The sequence below is a fragment of the Streptomyces sp. NPDC031670 genome (assembly GCF_055580545.1).
Genome location: NZ_JBVILC010000034.1, coordinates 29,061 through 47,883 on the forward strand (window position 1 = coordinate 29,061; position 18,823 = coordinate 47,883).

Genomic DNA, 18,823 nt, shown 5'->3' on the forward strand with positions numbered 1-18,823 from the left:
GCCGCCCCGGCACAACTCGACCGCGCAGGATCCCCGTTCCAGTTGCGCAGCCCGATCGCGCATGGCCCGTCCGGCCTGCGCAGTCGGCTGCGCAATCACTGACCACCCGGGCTGAAGGCTCATGGACGGCCCGACCATGGCAGCTAGACGGCTCCGTTGCCGCATCGTGACCGATGGTCGGGGCTCGTGGCCGTCAGCCTGGTCGGGGTCGGCGGGTGAGCTGACGCCATGGAACACACGCACGCCTCCGCGTCCAGGGCCCCCAGCCGCCACACTGCGGCGGGGCCGGTGCGCCGCTGTGTCCACTACGCGCGGCATGCGCCAGGGACACGGCGGTGAGCCGCTTCGGGGCAGGGAGCCGCCGGGGAGCCATGTCGGCCGAACAGTTCACCCAGATCGCCAACGCGCTGTTCCGTGACTCCGGACTGTCGTTCAAAGCCAAGGGGCTCTTCGGGTACGTCTCTACGCACAGGAACGGCTGGCAGGTGACGGTCACCGACCTCGTCCGCCTCGGCCCGGACGGACGCGAAGCGGTACGCACCGGCCTGCAGGAGCTCGAGGCACACGGCTACCTGATCCGTGAACGCCTGCGCCGCCCGGACGGCACCCTCGGCGAGATCGTCTACTGCATCACCGACCGGCCGGCCACCGTGGACATCGCGCTGATCGAAGCCGACGTTATGGTCACGTCCCCCGGGGCCGAGCGAGTCGGCGGCCTCCCGGCAGGGATTCGCCGGGGCGTGATGTCGGCCGATCAGTTCACCCAGATCGCCAATGGGCTCTTCCGCGACCGCCGGCTGTCCTTCAAGGCCAAGGGCCTGTTCGGACTGCTCTCCACGCATCGGGACGGCTGGCGGATGACGGTTGCCGCCATCGCCCGGCGTGGCCGCGACGGTGACTCAGCCGTCAAGAGCGGGCTGAAGGAGCTGGAGAAGCACGGCTTCCTGGTGCGGGAACGCGAGCGCGGCCCAGACGGCATCCTCGGTGCGGCGGCGTATGTCCTCACCGACCTGCCCGCTCTGCAAAGCAGCAGGTCACAACCAGAGTCGGGTTTTCCACCAGTGGTTGATCCTACGTTGGCTGATCGGTCCACTAAGAACACCAACAGAAAGAAGACCAACAAGCAGAACACCAGACCCCTCCGTCCGTGCCGTGGCGACGCGACGCGCACACCGGGACGGACGGACTGGACGGACACTCCGACGCCCCCGCCGGCCGCGCCCGCGACGGCTGAGATGCACGCGGGAATCCGGCTGCTGCTCGAACTCGGGGCAGCCCGCCCGGAGCTGCTGCTGACAGGGCAGGCGCTGACCGACCAAGGCCGCGTCGTGACCGTGATGCTGGAATCCGGCTGGAGCCGCGATCAGCTGCGGCACGTCATCGCCGACAGGCCCCTGCCCCATCCGGTACGGACCACAGTCGGCGCGATCGTCGCCGCCCGCCTGCGCGCCGCCCAGGCCTACCCGCCGCCCACCCTCGCGGCCGACCACCATGACGCGCCCGCGTGGGACGACCCGCCGCCGCAGCCGATGACCGGCTCTGCCGCCGCCCGCACGGTGAGCGAGGCCCTGACCTACCGGGCTCTGACCGAATGCGCCGGCTGCGGCGTCCCCGGAACCGCCCCCGGCGAGGACCTCTGCCCGGCCTGCCTCGGCTGGCCGCTCTGCCGCACCTGCCCCGGCCCCACACCGCGGCGCGCCCACCCCGACGGCGACGGCCGCTGCACCACGTGCGCCTCCGCCCTGACCGACCACTACCTGGAAGGAATCAGCCCGTGACAGCCACGCCCCACACACCATCGCCGACCACGCCCGCGGACCACGAGCGCCCCTTCACCCGCGACCCGCGGAGGTGGGACAGAGAACGCTCCCGTGCCCTGCGGACCGGCCACGTCCGCGACCACACCTGCTCGGCCGCCTGCGAACTTGTGCTCGTCCACGAGCGGACCCCATGGGGCTGGTTCGCCTGGACCGTCCCCGGCGACGGCAGCTCGCCCGAGATCCCCCATCGGATCGCGGTGCTCACCCCCGGCGCGACGCGTACGCAGCGCCTTGCTCTGCGCTGGCTGACCAGGCGCCCCGCCCAGCGCATCGCCCTGGACAGGATCCCCGGCTCCCTGCGGTTCTCCACCGCGGCCGTCGCGCTCGTCAGTCTGGTTGCCGGCCTGTTCGCCCTGAGCCACGCAGTCCCCGTCGACGTCGCCCTGCCGGCGATGCTCCTCGCCCCGCTGCTCGCCGAACACGTGCCCGACCGGCTGGACAGCCGGGCCCGCGAACACGTCCACATCGTCGAAGGCCACGATGCCTGCCGCTACCTGCAGCGCCTCGCCGCCCTGCACACCTCGCTCGTCCAGGCCGCCGCCGGCAGCGACCGCTACGAACTACGCCGCTCGGCCGAGATCGGCCACAACCTGCTGTGGGACGCCGCCAGTTTGCTCCAGGCCCGGGACACACGCGCCGTTTCAGACGGCCTCATCGCCCGCGAGCGGCTGATGCTGCAACTCGCCCGCCAGGTCGCCCAGAGCATCCATCGCAGCGCCCACGAGGCCGCCACCGCCGACGACGACCAGACCCGCGACCTTGAGCGGCTCCCCGGCCCGCACTCGGGGTAGTACGGCTCGTGTGCGAAGAGGAGGCCCTGGGGCCCAGGAGATCAACACCACCGTGGTGGCCACCGACTCGCTGCTCCACCCGCAGGTGCGCCAGCCCGACGGCGCCTGCATCCACGACCTTCTCACCCGGGGAAGGCAGCCGGACGAGATCATCCCGTTGGCCACCCTCACCCACGAACTGAACGGAGGCGCCGACTGGTCCACTGTCGGCGACTGGGAGAGCGTCACTACCGAGCCGCTGCAGCTCGTCCGCTCCGGGGACTGCGATGCCTTCGGCCTCGGCCTGCCCGAGGTCGCGCGTGCCCTCGCCTGCACGGGGCCCCACAGCCACGTCCGCGCCTATGACGCCGCAGCCGGCGATTTCGTTGTCTACGGATCTTCGGAGCGCGCCGCGGTCCTGGACGAAGTCGGTGTGTTCCTCACCGGCATTACGACCGAGCAGCCCTTCTGGCCGGGGGACAGCCTCCTGCCCCCGCTGGTGGAGCGGCGCGCCTGAGGGGAGATGAGCTCGGCCGCAGTGAGGGGGAGCGGACGTGTTCGGATACGAATCGCGCGCCGTCCGGGCAGAACTGCGGCGCATGCTGCATCGGCTCATCAGCCGCCGTGCGGGCGGCCCACCTTGACCCGTGAACGGCGACGCCCCAGGCCACCTGCCTGGGGCGTCGTGCTGAGCACCGGCTATTCCTCGCGCAGCAGGCTCAGTGGGAGGGGCCGGCCCTCGCCGCCACGGCGGCGACGGAGGATACTGACGTCGCCGAGCAGTAGCCGCAGTTCCTCCTCCCGCTCCTGGGCGTACGCGTACCGCTCGGGCAGGACCTCCAGCAAGTGCTTCCACTGGCGCTGGCCCGCGCGCACGCACGTGCCTCCACAGTTGTTGTGGCTGAACCCGAGCTCGTACAGGCGGGGCGGTGCGACGCCCAGGGCCCGGGCCCCGTCCAAGAGTTGCTCCTTGGTCCGGGCCGGCTCCCACTTCCCGCACAGCGGGAAGCGTGTGACCCAGGGCTTCCAGTTCCGGGCGATCGCCGGGATCCGGGCCCGATCGCGCCGATTGTTCTCGATCCCCACGTACACCAGCGTGTCGGCAGGGTCGGCGTGCTGTTCCATCCACTCCCGGCAAGGCACCTGCTTGAGCAGGCGGGTGCAGGGAGCAAGCCGGTCGTTGCCGAGGAACCGGACGTCGCGGAAAACCTCCCACGGGGTGCGACCATCGGCGACCTTCGTCAGCGGCACACCGAGCAGCCTGCTGGTGTCGTCGGCGAACCTCCACAGATCGTCGTCCTCGATGCCCGTGTCGGCGATCAGGAGGGTGAGGTTGCGGGTGCCGTACTTCCGGGCGACCCATACCGCGACGGCGAAGGACCCGATGCCGCCACTGAATTGGACGACGTGACGCCGGACAGTGAAGGCTCGGCGGCCGCGGCCCGTCTGCTGAGACATGAACGGAACTCCCCGGTGAAGCGGGTCGGTGGAATCCGTCGGCCAGGCGTTGCCGCACCGGGCCGACAGGGAGCGCGGCGGTCAGAGACCGGGAGGGTTCCAGACCGCCGCGGGGGAAGGGCGGTCAGGCGGCCAGGGCCAGGCTGGGGAGCAGCCGCTCGACCAGCCAGCGCGCGGCATTGACGCTCACCGCGTTGCCGATCTGCAGGATCGCCTCGGTCTGGTTGCCTGGATGATGAACTCTTCGTGGAAGCGCTGGACCAGCTTGAGCTCCTCCACCTCCAGCATCCGCAGCGTGCAGTCGTCCACCGTCGGGGCCGGGATGACCAGCGAGTGGTGCGGCTTGCACGCCACCGTGGTCAGCGGCTCGGCGGTGGTGCGCGGGGCGCCCTTGCGACCGATCGGGACGATCAGCGCGTGGTGGCGGCCCTGCGCGGCGAGCGCGGGCACCGGGCCGCTGATCGGCAGGGCGGTGCCATGGTTGCGGAGCATCACGATGTACGGGTCAGTGCCGAACCGCTCCAGGCCCACCGCGATCCGGGCCCGTGTCGCGGCCGCGTACGGCTTGAACTTGTTGAAGTTGGGCCGGCCGTCGCTCACGCGCTGGCCGGGCAGACCCCAGTTGATGATGTCGCCGACCGGGCGGGTCAGCGGCGTCAGCTCCAGGTGACCGCACGCCCGGTTAAGGATGGAGGCCCAGACCACGCGGGTGCGTGGCAGGTTGCGCTTGTCGTACCTGTGGATGTCCTCGCACTTGTGCTCGGCGTGCGGGTGGTTGGTGCGGTGCGTCCATACGGACACGGGGTCGTGGTTGATCGCCAGTTCAAGCACGTAGCCGGCCTCTTCCAAGCCGCAACTGCTGCCTCCACAGCCGCAGAAGAGGTCGATGAACGGGATGGGCCCCAGAGAGGCTTTGAGGCGGGCCAGTTCGAGGGACGAAAGCACCGGAGCGAACCGCAGCACGAGTGACTCCTTCGCGAGTGGAGTTGGTGAGGCCGTCAGCCGGGCGTTGCCGCGCCCGACTGTAAAATCAATTATACACTCTTCTCGGGGCTTTGGCAACTCTGCTCACAGCTGTGGCCCCGGTGGGCCGGGGGCCACAGCTGCACTCCAACCGCGGTAGTCGGTGGCCGGCGGTACGTGTTTCGCGCGCGGCGATCACACGGCGGTCGGCAGGTCGGGCACGTCGTCCACACCGAGGAGCAGGACGTGGTGGCCGACGGTCTCGGTGATGCCGTCGGTGACCCGCTCGACGTCCAGGCGCAGCCGGATGCGGCCGGCGCCTTCGCCGTTGGTCGCAAGGGCATGTTCCAGTTCGTCGTCGAGGTGGTCCGCCGCGGCCTCGGCCGCGGCGTAGTCGGCCAGGTTGCGGGCGAGGAGCTGGCGGGTGGTGGGGTCGCGGAGCTGGTAGCTGGTCATCGGGGCTCGTCTTTCGGTGTGGGGTGAGCAGGGGTCGAGTCGGCGATCCCGCGTGCCGCGTTCACGGCGCGTGACCAGACGTCGGGGCTGCCTCCGTGCTCGCGGGCGAGGGAGGCGGCAAGCCCCCGGATGTCGCCGCGCTCGCGCAGGGCGGCCAGGGCGACGGCCGCCCGCCGGTCGGCTTCCGAGCGGGCCGGCGCGGCCGCGGGGCGGTGCGCGAGGGCGGTGCGCACGACGTACTCCCAGGACCGCTGCGGCCCGCCGTGCTGCACGCTGAGCTCGGCGGCCAGCCCCGGGTGGTAGCCGTCGCGGTCGATCGCCTGGGCGGCGTACTGCTCGGCGAGCTGCGTGGCGGTGAGCGGCTCACCGCCGGTGCGGGCGCTCAGCTCGGCCGCGAGAGCCTCCTCGAGGGCGGAGGGCCGGCCGACGGCCGCGTCGGCCTGGGGCCCGGGACGGCGGCCGGCCTTGCCGAGCTTGTCCCCGGTGCGCTTCTTGTCGAAGTCCTGCAGGTCGCCGACACGGAAGGCGGGGATCATGCGGCCGGTCGGGCCCTCGACCGGCTCGGCGAGGGGCTTGGGGAAGTAGTCGGGGTTGTCCTTGAGGTACTTGCGGATGGCCGAGGCTCCGTTGAAGCCCAGCCACTTGGCGGCCGTGTTGATGGAGACGACGCCCTCCGGGTCGGCCTGGTGCAGCTCAGGGTCGGCCTTGAGGACCTTGTTCGCCTTCTCCTGCTGGAACCAGGTGTAGAAGTCGCGGAACTGCTGCTCGTCATAGAAGTCGCTCCCGTCGATGCGCTCCTTCTCCGGGTGGCGGTGCTCCTCCGGCTGCTCGAGCCGGATCTTGTACCAGCGGGCCGCGGTACCGACGCTGGCGCCGGTGAACTCGCGGATCCAGTCGCGGTTGACCACGGCACGGTCGCCGACGACGCGACGCTGCGGGTTCAGGGCCTTGGACATTGCACTCTCCGGTTCGGATCCCGGCCCTATACTGAGGGCCTGCTCCTCTTGGTCCTTCGGCGCACACGCGCCGTCGGGCGAGTCGAGTTGGTGAAGGTGGTCGGCGGGACGTTCGGTCGGGGTTGCCGCTCTGGGCCGACACCCTCGTGAGAGGGTGCCTTCCGCCGCCCACCGCTTTTGCCGCTTGTTTCGCGTAATCAATATGACGCTCTTGTTGGGTGGCTGTCAATCTCGCCGGCACCCAGAGCACGTCACGACCGGCTGCCGCGATGTGCGGCCCACTTCCGTTCGAAGTGCGGCAGCTTCTTGTCCCGGACGTGGAACGGGGCGGTGACCATCAGTTCCTCCACGGTCGGAAGCTCCGGCCCGCGCCGCTGGACCCACGCCCGCACCCTCCCGTAGCGCTCGTCGACCTCGACCGGGACGCCGTGCCGCTCCGAGAAGCTCTGCAGCCTCCGGCCGAGAGCGGATGCCCGGCCCACGTCGACCCGCTCCGCCGAGCGCAGCGCCCGCCGGCGCCGGGTCGGGTCCGCTTTCGCGACGGGCAGGATCCGGCGCACGTGGTACAGCGCCCACGGGCAGGCGAGCTCCTCCTTGGAAGCGGCGAGCACAGGCCGGTCGGCGGCCCGGCCGGGGTCGAACTGCTCCAGCAGACTGCGCCGGCCGAACAGCCTCGCCTGCGGGTTGAGGCTGACCGAGGTGTACTCCAGGCGCAGCACCCGTCCGGCGATGTCCGGATGGGCGCGCATCCGGTCCAGGTGCGCGTCCATGGTCCATGGCCCCCATCGACACCGGGAAACAGCAGAAGCTTTCCCTGTCAACTCTGTGCGTGTTGCGTCAACTTCCCCGGTGTCCTTGTTTCGCTGAAATCTTGGTAACTCTATGTAGCCGCCAGAAGGGGCGCATGTCCCCCGCGCGTGGAGCGGCCTCATGGCCGCCCGATGCGCGGCCTCACACCCCGCGCTGTGGGGGTGCGCCGTCTTTGCCAGGCCCGTTTGCGGCAGGCGGGAGAGCAGTACGTTGCCGAGACGGGATGTTCGCCGCCGGGCCGTCCAGGACATCCCGCACCCCGGGCAGATGGCCGTCACGCCGACCCCCGGCCGCTCCCTCCAGCCGCCACGTCTTGTGCCGGGCGGCGGTGTTCCCGTCCGAGGCCAGGCCGTGCAGCTGGAGGTCGCCGAGCGCCTGGCGGATCGCCTTGTTCGTCGTCAGGTGCGGGCGCAGCAGGCGCTGGAGCTGGTCGGCGGTGGACACCTTGAGCACGCCGAGCGCGGCGAGGAAGTCGGCGCGCAGCGCGGTGGTTGTCGGGCCGCTCGGGATGTCGGCGCCGCGCACGAACGCGGACCGGCCGGGCGGGCCGGCTGCCCGTCCTCGCGGTCGCCAGGACCGGGCCGCTCGTCCAGGTCGTCGAGCGGGTAGACGATGACGCGAATCTCGTCGAGTTCAGCCGCGGTTATCAGAGCGAGAATTGACGTCTTCTTGGATGCACTGGACAGCAGCTGCGACAGTGGCCTCGGTCTCCGTGGGAAGACCCGACACAGTGACGTTCGCCCAGATGTGCTCGAGATCGTAGCGATCCCGGGCGCTGCGGAACACGTGCTTCTCTACGGCCTCCGCCATGGCGTCCAGGTAAACCGCCGCCGCTGAGTTCGTCTGACGGTCGGTCAATTCATCAACTCCCAAGAGGAAGAGTTTCCCAGGATCGACGAGGTTGATCAGCATTGCTAGTGCTCGCCCTAGACAGCTCCCAGCTTCACCGAGAACGCGGGCCGCGGCTTCATCGTTGTTCGCTGCGGCTGTGCTCACCTGATCCAAGCCTTCGAACCCCAGGGACCGAGAGATGGCGCGAGGAGTCGCGATGGCCTCCAAGCAGCCATGATTCCCGCAGCGGCACGCAGGACCACCGGGGCCCATAGGCAGATGGCCGAACTCCCCAGCCATGCCCCGAGCACCGGAAAAGACGGACCCGTCCGCGACGATTCCACAGCCAATGCCATCCGACTTGAGCAGGACGATCGCGTAAGTCGAACTTGGCTCCTGCGTGAACCACAGGTGCCGCCGGGCAAGCGCGTTGGCGTCGTTCTCGATCATGACCGGAAGTTGGATGGCTTCTTGGAGGTGGTTTCCCAACGGGGAAGGCTGGTCCTGCTCGCTCCCGATGTTCGACGAGTACTGCACCCAATTATCCGAGATGTGTCCTCCGAGCGTCACCCCAACGCCCTCGACGCCCCCTCCTCTCTCTTCGACCTTCTGGCGCAGCTGGTGAACGGCGTCGACCGCAGCCGTGATGAGGTCAGGGATCTTCCGTGCCTTGATCGGCACCGCGATGGGCGACATGCCTTCGAACGGCTTCCCATCGAGAGTGATGGGCATTGCAACGACCCGGACTCCAGCGCTTCCCCCCGCTAGCTCGGCGTCGTCTTCGACCACCAGCCCGAGATGAAGGTGCTTCGGGTTGACCTTCAAGGTGATCTCAGGCCGGCCCCGGCGGTCGATCGGGAACTGCTCGCCTTCAGTCAGGAGTCCATCCTTGATCAAGGCGCGGGCCGCCCGACTCACGGTGGGCGCGGATAGTCCGGACTCGGTGACGTATCGCAACCGGGACATGGGACTGTCCCCGGCGCTGATCACCGCCGCGAGTAGATCAGGTTCTACCTGCTCGGCGAGCTTCATGTGGAGCGCCGCACGCCTGTCCTCTGCTGCGAAGAATCGCATGGAATCACCTTCCTCCGTGATGCAGCTCAGCGAGGAGACGCTCATGACCACGACGAGCTCTACGCGCCGGTCGAGGGCCGAGCGCCTGCAACCCCCCTACGTGCACGTGGCACAGATTGAACAGCTCGTACGGGACAAGCTCCCTGATCTGAACGTCGTCTGCCGAGACCGCAAGATCAGTCTCGGCACCTGGGCTGCGGAAATCCGGCCCGCGCTACGCGGCGTCGAAGTCACCGCGGGCCGGATCGACGCCCCCACTCGTCGGCGGCTGCATCAGTTGCTCGGGTTCGTAGCGTGCTCGGCCGAGGGGCACTCGCAGAGCCGTGGCGGTACTCCTGGCGCGGTTTATCAGGCACTGCCGGGTTTGGCCGAGGCGCTCGAGATCGTCGCGGGCGACGAGCGTGTGCCGTACCTCGACCAGGACCTGTACTGGATGCAGAACACCGGCCAGCAGCTCCTCGCGTTCACGAATGAGGGATTCGAGACCCGGTTCATACGCTCCGTACAGTCGCAGGCCCTGTTCCACCGGACGACCAATGACGCGGTGCGGCCGATCATCAACGGCCAGGTCCCGGCCGACGGCTCGCAGGCCCTGCGGCTTCTGCTCACTGCAGCAGCGGCGATGGAGTCGAGCCACCATCAGTACGCCGATTTCCGGCGTGGCCCCGACGGCGCCGCGAGCATGACACCGACCGAATTCTGCACGATGAGACATTTCCTGCCCACCACGAAAATCTTCGGCGAGACGTACACGCCGCCGAACGCGGCCTACATCGGCGACATGGTGGCCACAGACGTGCTGCTCGGTACGGCCGATTCCGCCTACTACGACTACGTGGACAGCTTCTGCACCTACCAGACGCCCGAGGATCGCGTGATGCTGGCCGCCGACCGAAGCCGGGGCTCCCTAGTCGGCCTCCTCGGCGAAGCCCTCGACTTCCCCAACGAGGCGGCGCTGCTCGCCGCCGACACCACGCAGATCGCCAGCGCGATCGTCGCCGCGCCGCCCGCCCTGGTGGCGACCCTCGATGCCTTCAAGAAGACCTACATCGAGTTCGTCGGTGCCTCCGGCGCACACCTCGGCCTCGTCAAGATCTTCCTCGAGCGCCACCAGCAGACACTCGACGAGAACCAGCGGTCGACTCTGGTGGTCGACCCGAGCAAGAGCGTCGTCGGACGCGGCCACGAGCACCTCTACCAGCTCCACCGGACGCGTCAGAAGGCGCCAGCCATCCGAAAGCTCATCGCCGGTATGCGGGCCGCCAACGCCGAACGGGAGATCACCGCATGAGCCCCACATCAGGCGGAAGCTGGACGGCGATCGGGACCGAACGGCGAGCGGGCGTGGCTCACGCGGTCGGCGACCGCGTCAGGCGTCCGCGCTGGGCGGGTCGCCGCGGTCCCAGGGACCGAGGACAGCCCGCGGCCCCCTCGCCCCCTGTGCGCGTTCGTGTCGCGCGGCCAGCAGCAGATCGAGGATCCGCCGGCCCTTGACCTCCGCCTGGTGGCGCAGATCTGCGGGCATCTGGACGGGGAGCACCACCCGCCGCGCCCGCAGATCGACCTCCAGCGTGACGGTGCGCACCAGGGTGCGGGCCTGTTCCTGGCCGACGTACAGGTGCAGCCGCGCCTCGACCCGGTGGTCGACGGGGGTGAGCTGTACGTACTCGTTGCCCCAGGAGAAGTCCGCGACGTCGGGGGAGAGCCGCACCCGGGCGGGAACGGTGCGTCCGGTGGGCACTTCGCGGTCGTTGAGCGGGGCGGTGGGGTCCTTCTCCCGGCGCGTCACGTGCTCGTGGAAGGGGTACCAGCCGGGCCCGTAGAAGACCACTCGGGGGTCCAAGGCGTAGGCCCAGTCACCGAGTTCCAGCTTCACGCCGTACGCGTAGGCCTCGCAATTCGGGGCGACCTGGAGGTCCAGAGACGGGACCTCGTGGGGATGCCTGGCCGGGGCGAAGTCGGGCGGTGGGGGCAGGCCGGCGGGGAGAAACGTCGTGCGGGCGTTGCCCAACTGATCTGGGTCGAAGGCGCCGTCGCCCACCACGTTGCGGACCAGGCGAGGGACAGCGCGATCGCGCGGGGTGATGCGCAGGGCCATGGCCGAGCCGTCGGCGGAGATCAGTTCCTGGAAGTCCCAGTTCGGCTGTGCCGCGCTCAGGTCGTGCTGGACCTCACGCAGGCCCGGGAGGCACGGCGGCCGAGCGGGTCTTCCGGGTCCACGCGGCGGGATGCGGGCTGGACGAGGGCGGCGTCCGGGTGCCACTGGTTGGACAGGACCTGCCACGGTCCGGGCTGCAGCAGCGAGGCGACCTGGCCGGCGACCTGGTCGGCCTCGGTCAGCTCGCAGGACGGCCGTGGTGAGGCGGGCGGTGGACGGCGCGTCCCACGGGCCGCCCAGGACCAGGCTGAGTCCGCTGCCGGGGGTGCCCAGGGTGACGCTGAGCCGCTTGCCTTCCAGCCAGGCTTCCGCATGTCCGAACTGGACGAACAGTCCCGGCTCACCGGGCCGTTGGAAGGGGGCGCCGGTGGTGAGCAGGCGGGTAACGGCCTGAAGGGGCGGGTGGGCGTCGCGGGCGTCGGGCAGGGCCGGGGCGTAGCGGGTGACCGTGTCGAGAATGCGGGAGGTGACGGGCGTTGGGGTGTGGGCGCTGATGCGGGCGGTGCAGATCCGGGCGGGGCCGGTGGGCGGCGCGGCCAGGGCGGCCTCAAGCTGGCCGTGCAGTTGGCGGGTGCGCAGGGTCAGCCGGTAGCCGCCGGGCAGGTCTGCGTGGGTGCGGTCCCGGCCGTGCAGGCGGTGTTCGACGATGGTGTCGGAGAGCGCGAAGGTCGGAGAGGCGGGCTCGAACTCGTACATGGCGCAGGCCTCCAACGGCGGCAGTAGGCGCGGGTGTGCGGGGGCGGTCAGCGGGTGATGCGGGACCGGGCGTGGTCGGCCTGGACGTGGACGGCATCGGCGTGCGCGGCGGCGCGGACCTTGTCGGCCCACTCGGCGGCACGTTGGGCCAGTCCGGAGAGGCGCGCGAAGGCGGCGTCCTGGTGCTGGCGGGCGCGGTCCATCAGCGCCGCGTGCTCGGCGGTCAGCTCCTGGGTGGTGTACGCGGCGATCGCCTCGACCCCGTGGCGGCGGGTGACGCGCCCGAAGGGGCAGGCGCCTTCCTCTTGCTCGATGACGGCGAGGTCGGCGGCGGGCCAGCCGGTGTCCTCGTCGCGCGGGCCGAGCTGGATGTCGAGCACGCACACCGCGTCCGCATCGTGGAGGCCGTCACCGTGGTAGCGGATGTGCGGCCGGGGCACGGGGCCGGTCTGGCGTTCGGTGTGCGCGCGCCACAGTTCGGGGGAGGGGTCCTCCTCGCGCTGGTGGAGGCGGTGAAGGTAGGAGACCAAGGAGGGAAGTTGCCAGGCGGGGGAGCCGAACGGCGCGGCCGGCATGGCGAGACCGGCGCGGGCGATCAGGCCCGTGTGGTTGCTGACGGCGGCCTGGGCAACGAGCAGGGGGGCATGGAGGCGGAGTTCGGAACGGAGCATGGCGAGGCCTTCCGGGCGGGCAGCGCGCAGAGAGGGAAGGGGGGAAGGGGCCTGGGCCGGACCTGTCAGGTCCGGCCCGGGCAGCAGGTCAGGACGCGTCCTCGCAGTCCTCGGCACTCACGACGTCCGGGGTGTCCTCGTCGGCCTGGCCGTTGCTGTCGGCCGCGTCCGGCTGGCTCTCCTGGTAGGACTCGTCGTCGACGATGGCCTGTTCGACGCTGGAGAGCGGGTAGCCGATCTCGGCGAGGAAGGACAGCCACGTGCGGGCGTCCTCGCGGATCTCCCGCAGCTCGTAGACGGCGGAACGGGCGGCGGGGTCGGTGCGCCACGTGCGGACCTCGCCCATGCGCTTCTCGAACGTCGCGGCCAGCACCGCGAAGTTCAGCAGGGTGAGCTTGGCCGGGGTCGCCGACTTGACGCGCTCGGCGGGCTGGTCGTAGCCGGTCAGTTCCTTGACCAGGTCCCGGCGGCCCGCGTCGCCCACCCACTGAGCCACCGGCTTGGGGCAGGAAAGGAGCTGCTCCGTGATGAACGCGGCGAGCGGCTTCGGCGCGGTCTTGCGGCCGATGAGGTCCTTCAGCCACGCCTGCCTGGCCTTCCCGGCGGCGCGGTAGGCCTTGTTTCCCGCCTTGATGTACTCGCGCGACGGCTCCGACGGCTTGGTCTCACCCGCCGCCTGCGGCTGCTCCTCGTCCTGGTCGCCGTCCGCCTCGGAGGCGTCCTCCTGGGGCGGGTAGTGGCCGAAGCGCTCCGGGTCGGTGCAGAAGTAGTCCACCTCGCCGGGCTCGCGGGGGTTCTCGGCCCAGGTCGCCACGTGGCCGGGGCAGTCGGCGTGCGCCTGGGCGCTCATGGGCTCGCCGTCCGGGCCGTCCAGCTCGGTGACCGGCTCGGCGGTCTGCGGAAGCGTGTCGCCGTCCTCTGCCAGCCGCACCCTGGCCACCTGCAACTGCGGGCGGACCTGCTCACGGGCGCGCTGCTCGGTCGCGCAGTCACCGCGCCCGGCACGCTTCGCCCAATCGATCGGCATAACCACCACAGCGGCCGGGCCGGGGGCCGGGGTGCCGATGCCCGGCACCGTGCCGCCCTCTGCCTCCCACATGTCCGCCCCGGACGGGTCGGACACCACGTCAGCCGCCCGCGCGGACATCTCGTCACGCGGTGCCGGCGGGGGGAGCTCTCCGCCATCCCGCGCGAGCGCTCCGCCCTCGCCATCCCACCCGTCCAGGTCGACCGCATCCGCGTGCGCGTCCGGCCGCGCATCCTCGGCCAGGACACCAGGTGCCTTGCACTGCTGAGCAACCGTGGCGTTCACCGCATGGAGCGGCGCCATGATTCCCAGCCGGACCCCGTCCACCCATGCACCCGACGCGCTCACGTCGTACAGACCGGCCGACCAAACCGCGCGTACTTCCCCCGGAACCTTGCCCGTGGCCCGCCCCCCGGCGCGCACCGTCCCCGTGGCGCCCTGGCGCTGCATTGCGACGGTCCACCCGTTTGCCGTCGCCGTCTCGGCGAACGTCACGGCAGCCATAGGCAGCCACACACCCGGCGCCGCTTCCGTCTCCGCCACCACCGGCGCACCCGCGTAGCCGTCCTGCCAGTCCTCCAACTGAGCCGCCGTCGGTGCCTTACCCGTCGCCGGGATCTTCGGCGCCTCCCACGGCTGAACCAGGGCCTTGACCGACGCGGACGCCTGCCCCTTCTCAATCCCGCCCGTACGTCCATGCGTCTTCTTCGACGGGAGGTCACGTTCGATCAGCGCCCGCCCCTCGTCACGGGCCGACACGGCATCGGCCAACAGGTCAACGAATGCCCGACGGCGCTCGTTCGCTTCCCCGTGCCCCACGTCCGGGTTCACGTCGATGTCTGCGGGAAGCTCGAACATCACCGCCGTGTCGCCGTCGGCGGACACCCACGCCCCACGGCCGGCCGGAACATCCCCGGACACGGCACGCGCGAGGAACGCACGCGCCGACTTCGACCGGCGCCCCGGTTCCTCCGCCTCCGCCTCCAGGCCGGACAGTTCACGCTCACACCGCCGGACCGCATCCCGTGCAGCCGTCCGCCGCGTATCCGCTACCCACGAAGCCTCACGGGCACGCTCCGACCACCCGCTGGACCTCTCGTAATGCACCACCACCCGCTCACCCAGAACACCAGCCGACCGGCGCACTTCCTGGTGAAGGTCGTACGCATCCCGCCGCCACGCCGCGCACGACTCCGCGTGCTCCTCCGCCACCGTCAGCCGCTCACGCGCCACGGTCAGCGCATGGCGCGCACGCTCCGTCAGCCACGTCCGCGACACACGCACCGTGCCCTCGTACGGGCCACGGAACGCCACCGGAAAAACCCCGCCCGCGTGGCCGTGGCAGATCACCGGCAGCGCCTCAACCGCGCCCCCACCGGCCACCCACCCGTCCACCCGGCCGGGGTCAAACACGACGTCCGGCAACACCGCCGGACGCTCCACCACAACCGGCGCGCCCTCGGCCGGACTGGCGTCCGCCGCCACCTCGCGGCGCCTCACTGAGTTCTCTTTTGACGCGGCCTTCGCGCGCTGGTCAGCTGCGGGGGCAGCGTCACCGGCTGGAACCTCGGCCTTCTCTACCGGTCGCTCCCCTCCCGGGCGGGTGATCCGCAGCAGGAACGCCGAAGCTTCCGGCCGCACCCGCCCAGCAACCGCGCGCGGTTCCGGCGCACGCTCCGCGCACGTCTGGGCCGACGGCACGTCAAGCCCGAACCAGCGCACGACGGCGAGAGAGTCACGCGCTTCCCAACGGGCTGCGTCGACGTCGCCCCGCCCGTACGCGGACTCTGCGCCCTCTGCGCACTCTTCCACCTCACGGACCGCACCCTGGGCACTGTCGTACTGCTCATCCGTCAGCCCGTCCCAATCGATGCGCTGAGCGAACGCACGGACCGTGTCCAGGCCAGCGCGCGCCATGCCGACCGACACGGCCGCTTGCGCGTTTTCGTCCGCCCTTTCCGCCGCCCGCTCCGCATGGATGGCGTACACGCGCGCCGTTTCGGCCGTCGCCCGTAGCACCGACGCCGGACGCTTGGCGATCACGTACGCGATAGCGGCCCCGGTGACCTCACCCCACGCCCCGCGCACGTCCCCCGTCGGAAGGGTCACGGTGTGTCCGCCGCCCGACTCGAAATGGAAGCGGAACGGGAACCGCTCACCGCACACGGACAGTTCCGAGAGCAGGTCGGAGCGCCGGAACTCCCCCTCGTAACGGTCGCCGAGCGACCGCGCTTGCATAGCTTCCGGCCACTCCTCCGCCGCCCCACGCGCGTGCTCGACTTCCGCCGCGGAGGGCGCCTTACGGGCACGCTTCCGGGGGGCCGAAGTCTCGGCCGGAACGGGCGCCGGAGCGTCCGCCGGGTCCGGCGCGGTCGGCTGTGGGCGGGCGGTGGGGGCCTCGGCGGCCACCAGGTCGCTGACGGCGCGCCATGCGATGCCCTCGGCGGTCCGCTGGCCGTTGCGGGTGAGGGTGGCGCCGTCCCAGCGGTGCCCCCGGGCGGTGAGTCGCCATACGCAGCGCAGGACGGTTTCACCGGCCTCCTGGCGGGCGGTGAGCATCAGGGCGCAGTGTCCGGGCTGCGTCCGGACGGTGGCGGTCCATCCGGCCTCCTCGGCCTGGGCGGTGAGGCGGGCCAGGTTGCGGGGGAGCTCGGTGGGCGGGGCGGTGGGCGCCGGCGCTCCGGCAGGGGTCGGAGCCGGCTCCTGGGCTCGGGTGTGCGAGCGGCTGGCGGGGCGCGTGGTCGTGATCATGTCGGGTCACTCCTGGTCGGGTTGGTGCCGGGTGAGTTGCCGCTCACACCGGGAGGCAGGGCAGGGGGAGGCAGGGGCGTTCCCGCTGGGGCCGGTCGGGCGACCGGCCCCAGCGGGGTGGCGCTCAGTTCCGGCGGTTCGGGGGCCGGTTGTCCCTCGGCGCGGTGTGGCTGGTGCTCGTGCCGTGCGTCGGGGCCTGCTCCGGGCGGGGCACCCGCTCGGCCTGCCGGTACTCAACGCCCGGTTCCGGGGCCACCGGCGCACCTGTCTCGGTGTCGACGGTGTACGCCTGCCGGATCTCCTGAGCGGTGAGCGGCCAAAGCCAGAAGTCCCGGACCATCCAGCCGCGTACGAACTCCGACCCGTCAAGGCTGAAGGTGCGCACGACCAGTCCACCGGTGCCGCACCCGATCATGGCTGCCGCCATCACTGCGCAGACGCGCATGGATGCGGTCTCGTCGATGATCAGAGCGTCACCGATCACCGTGAGCTCCTGGCCTTCTGTCAGGTCACCGTGCGTCGTGCGGGCGCTGGCCACCATGTGGTGCATCCCTTCGCCAAGAACGGCGCTTAGGAGCGACAGGTACGCGTCGGCGGAGTGGTCGAGCAGCGCGTGCGCCGTGTCCGCGGCGGTGCGCGTCGCCTCCTCCGTCACGTCCCCGCTGACGGGGGCGGGCGTCCACCGCATTGCGTCGATGCTGAGATCCTCGCTCGGGTCGACGTTCTGCCCTTCGAGGCTCTGCCGTACGTGGTCTTGGTACTCGCTCATCGTTCCCCTGCCTTGGGTTGTCGAGTTGGCGGAGGGCGAGTTGCCGCTCACCCTCAAAATCAATAATACACCCTCTTAGGCGATCGTCAACCCTCAATCACCCCCCGGACCTGATGAGTTACGGCGACCCTCTGACGGCTGTGACTCCGGGAGGGTGGGGCGACTGGCAGGCCGCCCCACCCTGGGCGCGTCACTACGTCCGGGCTGCCCGCTGCTCCTCGGCGGCCAACAACAGCTCGTTGACTCCGTGGCGGGCGTGATCGGCCCGGACACGGGCGGCCACCTCATGGGCGGACGGCAGACCGAACCCCCCGTCACTGGCGAACACGTCGTATGCCTCGCGCCACCCGCGCACCTGGCACTCAACAGCCGCGCGGGACGCGCACGCGATCGTCAGACCTCCGACGGTGACGGACAACGCGCCGATTCCGTCGGGGCTTGCCGCCGCGCTGCGGGCCCGGACTTTGGCGCGACGGGGCGCGTCGTCCAGGATCACAAAAGAATTGATGGTCAATTCGGGTTCGCGCGACTTGCCCGCGTCGGCCTGCACGGGAAAGATCCTGTCGAGCATTGCGAAGGCTTCGCACCAGCCTTCCCACCAAACGCGCGCACCGGTAGGGTGCCGGAATTCGATGATTGCCGTGGGGATCTTCAGAAGGGGAATGAGCGTGAGACCGATGGATGCGTTGGTCTCGTGCGCTCCAGCAAGGTGGATCGTGAGTCGGCTTACCGCGTCAACGGTTTCCGCTTCCGTACTCAAGGGGGCTCCTCGTGTTGGTGACTGAGACTGAGTCAGGTTGCCGCCTGACGTCAAAATCAATAATACACTGTCAGGTCTGGCGAAGCACCCGCACCGCCGAACCTTGCGACATCTCTTGCGAGATCTCTTGCCGGCTACTCCTGCGCCTTCTCTTGCGAGATCTCTTGCGCGAGCCTCTCCGGGGCGGGCGAGGTATCCGCAGGTCGACCAAGGGTTCCGGGCGTGGTCGAGGGTCTGACATCCCCTCTGCTGCCACTTTTCCGCGCCGGTTGAAGGATGAGTGAGGAATGGGTGCGGGGGCGGGTGGGGTGGTGGGCTTCGGGGATTGGGGGCGGTTGGGTGTGGGTTGCGCGTCGGCTGGCGCCGCCGCGCTGTGCCGTGCTGCGGGCCTGGTGGACGGGCGAGGGGCGGGGGAGGGGGAGCAGGGGGCCGGAGATCTTCTCTCCCGTCCTCTCCGTCCTCCAGCTCTCTTCCCTGTCCCCTCCGTCCCTCTGTCCTTCACCCCACATGCCTAGTCCGGTGGGGGGTTGCGGGGTTTGCCGGGTGTGTGCCACGGTGGATCTCAATTCAAAAGGGGGGACGGGCCGGGAAAGCGAATCCGGTACGCTGGACAAGGAATTGACGGGTTCCCAGGAAACGAAAGTCGGAAAACCGACCGACCCTCAACCCCCAGCCCGACCAATTGAATTCGCGGAGCGAATTCAATTTCGGCCGAATCGCGAAGCGATTCGCGCCTAGGGCCAACGGAGTTGGCCCCGCAATTCCGGCGAAGCCGGAATTCAGCCGCGCGGAGCGCGGCAAATCCCCCGCCGCGTAGCGGCGGCGCGTCGTTCCGCCGGAGGCGGACGCGCGC

The 18,823-nt window shown here is 70.4% G+C and carries 17 protein-coding genes; 4 read left to right on the plus strand and 13 right to left on the minus strand.

The genetic code is table 11. From position 1 onward, the window contains the following. The first annotated feature begins 335 nt into the window (after positions 1–335). Genes ACZ5ID_RS35130 through ACZ5ID_RS35140 form a run of 3 tightly spaced genes read left to right on the plus strand, consistent with a single transcriptional unit; the run spans position 336 to position 3,107 of the window. Positions 336–1,778 carry a hypothetical protein gene (locus tag ACZ5ID_RS35130; RefSeq protein WP_468906337.1) on the plus strand — a complete coding sequence of 481 codons (1,443 nt, stop codon included), beginning with the start codon at positions 336–338 and terminating at the stop codon, positions 1,776–1,778. Beyond that, a complete protein-coding gene (locus tag ACZ5ID_RS35135; protein ID WP_468906340.1) occupies positions 1,775–2,611 on the plus strand; it encodes a hypothetical protein in 837 nt (278 codons plus the stop codon). Before ACZ5ID_RS35130 ends, ACZ5ID_RS35135 begins: the two co-directional genes overlap by 4 nt. A 10-nt stretch (positions 2,612–2,621) precedes the next feature. After that, the gene (locus ACZ5ID_RS35140) at positions 2,622–3,107 is read left to right on the plus strand and encodes a hypothetical protein (RefSeq protein ID WP_468906343.1); all 486 of its coding nucleotides are present in this window, start codon (positions 2,622–2,624) and stop codon (positions 3,105–3,107) included. Between the two features lie 182 nt (positions 3,108–3,289). Here the strand turns inward: ACZ5ID_RS35140 and ACZ5ID_RS35145 are convergent, their stop codons facing one another. The 7 genes from ACZ5ID_RS35145 to ACZ5ID_RS35175 form a co-directional block, all read right to left on the minus strand. After that, complete coding sequence (locus ACZ5ID_RS35145; protein WP_468906345.1) at positions 3,290–4,048, minus strand: hypothetical protein; 759 nt, start codon at positions 4,046–4,048, stop codon at positions 3,290–3,292. Positions 4,049–4,234: 186 nt separating this feature from the next. Next, positions 4,235–5,011: a DNA cytosine methyltransferase gene (locus tag ACZ5ID_RS35150; protein ID WP_468906348.1), complete on the minus strand. Its 777-nt coding sequence runs from the start codon at positions 5,009–5,011 to the stop codon at positions 4,235–4,237. Between the two features lie 195 nt (positions 5,012–5,206). Next, positions 5,207–5,467, minus strand: a complete 261-nt coding sequence (locus tag ACZ5ID_RS35155) for a hypothetical protein (protein ID WP_468906351.1) — start codon at positions 5,465–5,467, stop codon at positions 5,207–5,209. Further along, a complete protein-coding gene (locus ACZ5ID_RS35160) occupies positions 5,464–6,423 on the minus strand; it encodes a hypothetical protein (RefSeq protein WP_468906353.1) in 960 nt (319 codons plus the stop codon). Before ACZ5ID_RS35160 ends, ACZ5ID_RS35155 begins: the two co-directional genes overlap by 4 nt. Before the next feature lie 251 nt (positions 6,424–6,674). Further along, a complete protein-coding gene (locus ACZ5ID_RS35165) occupies positions 6,675–7,193 on the minus strand; it encodes a hypothetical protein (RefSeq protein ID WP_468906356.1) in 519 nt (172 codons plus the stop codon). A gap of 181 nt (positions 7,194–7,374) precedes the next feature. Further along, positions 7,375–7,758 (minus strand): hypothetical protein, encoded by a 384-nt coding sequence (locus tag ACZ5ID_RS35170; RefSeq protein WP_468906359.1) that lies wholly within the window; start codon positions 7,756–7,758, stop codon positions 7,375–7,377. Positions 7,759–7,866: 108 nt separating this feature from the next. Then, positions 7,867–9,138, minus strand: a complete 1,272-nt coding sequence (locus ACZ5ID_RS35175; protein ID WP_468906362.1) for an ROK family protein — start codon at positions 9,136–9,138, stop codon at positions 7,867–7,869. Positions 9,139–9,181: 43 nt separating this feature from the next. On the opposite strand from ACZ5ID_RS35175, the gene ACZ5ID_RS35180 reads away from it, so the two are divergent. Beyond that, positions 9,182–10,429 carry a hypothetical protein gene (locus tag ACZ5ID_RS35180; RefSeq protein WP_468906364.1) on the plus strand — a complete coding sequence of 416 codons (1,248 nt, stop codon included), beginning with the start codon at positions 9,182–9,184 and terminating at the stop codon, positions 10,427–10,429. A 78-nt stretch (positions 10,430–10,507) separates the two neighbouring features. On the opposite strand, the gene ACZ5ID_RS35185 is transcribed toward ACZ5ID_RS35180, so the two are convergent. The 6 genes from ACZ5ID_RS35185 to ACZ5ID_RS35210 form a co-directional block, all read right to left on the minus strand. Beyond that, the gene (locus ACZ5ID_RS35185) at positions 10,508–11,992 is read right to left on the minus strand and encodes a hypothetical protein (RefSeq protein WP_468906367.1); all 1,485 of its coding nucleotides are present in this window, start codon (positions 11,990–11,992) and stop codon (positions 10,508–10,510) included. Positions 11,993–12,039: 47 nt separating this feature from the next. Continuing rightward, positions 12,040–12,663, minus strand: a complete 624-nt coding sequence (locus tag ACZ5ID_RS35190; RefSeq protein WP_468906370.1) for a hypothetical protein — start codon at positions 12,661–12,663, stop codon at positions 12,040–12,042. 88 nt (positions 12,664–12,751) lie between these two features. After that, positions 12,752–16,249, minus strand: coding sequence for a hypothetical protein (locus ACZ5ID_RS35195; RefSeq protein ID WP_468906372.1), 3,498 nt, complete (start codon positions 16,247–16,249; stop codon positions 12,752–12,754). 316 nt (positions 16,250–16,565) lie between these two features. Beyond that, on the minus strand, positions 16,566–17,210 hold the full coding sequence (locus ACZ5ID_RS35200; RefSeq protein WP_468906375.1) for a hypothetical protein: 645 nt from the start codon (positions 17,208–17,210) through the stop codon (positions 16,566–16,568). Positions 17,211–17,403: 193 nt separating this feature from the next. After that, a complete protein-coding gene (locus ACZ5ID_RS35205) occupies positions 17,404–17,970 on the minus strand; it encodes a hypothetical protein (protein WP_468906378.1) in 567 nt (188 codons plus the stop codon). Positions 17,971–18,537: 567 nt separating this feature from the next. Then, the coding region (locus ACZ5ID_RS35210; protein WP_468906381.1) for a hypothetical protein at positions 18,538–18,823 on the minus strand (286 nt) is incomplete at its 5' end.

Bases quoted from the DNA above. Each gene is read 5' to 3' on its own strand.
- ACZ5ID_RS35155 (WP_468906351.1), bottom strand. From the start codon at position 5,467: ATGACCAGCTACCAGCTCCGCGACCCCACCACCCGCCAGCTCCTCGCC.
- ACZ5ID_RS35180 (WP_468906364.1), top strand. From the start codon at position 9,182: ATGACCACGACGAGCTCTACGCGCCGGTCGAGGGCCGAGCGCCTGCAA.
- ACZ5ID_RS35185 (WP_468906367.1), bottom strand. From the start codon at position 11,992: ATGTACGAGTTCGAGCCCGCCTCTCCGACCTTCGCGCTCTCCGACACC.
- ACZ5ID_RS35145 (WP_468906345.1), bottom strand. From the start codon at position 4,048: ATGTCTCAGCAGACGGGCCGCGGCCGCCGAGCCTTCACTGTCCGGCGT.
- ACZ5ID_RS35175 (WP_468906362.1), bottom strand. From the start codon at position 9,138: ATGCGATTCTTCGCAGCAGAGGACAGGCGTGCGGCGCTCCACATGAAG.
- ACZ5ID_RS35190 (WP_468906370.1), bottom strand. From the start codon at position 12,663: ATGCTCCGTTCCGAACTCCGCCTCCATGCCCCCCTGCTCGTTGCCCAG.
- ACZ5ID_RS35195 (WP_468906372.1), bottom strand. From the start codon at position 16,249: ATGCTCACCGCCCGCCAGGAGGCCGGTGAAACCGTCCTGCGCTGCGTA.
- ACZ5ID_RS35200 (WP_468906375.1), bottom strand. From the start codon at position 17,210: ATGAGCGAGTACCAAGACCACGTACGGCAGAGCCTCGAAGGGCAGAAC.
- ACZ5ID_RS35165 (WP_468906356.1), bottom strand. From the start codon at position 7,193: ATGGACGCGCACCTGGACCGGATGCGCGCCCATCCGGACATCGCCGGA.
- ACZ5ID_RS35160 (WP_468906353.1), bottom strand. From the start codon at position 6,423: ATGTCCAAGGCCCTGAACCCGCAGCGTCGCGTCGTCGGCGACCGTGCC.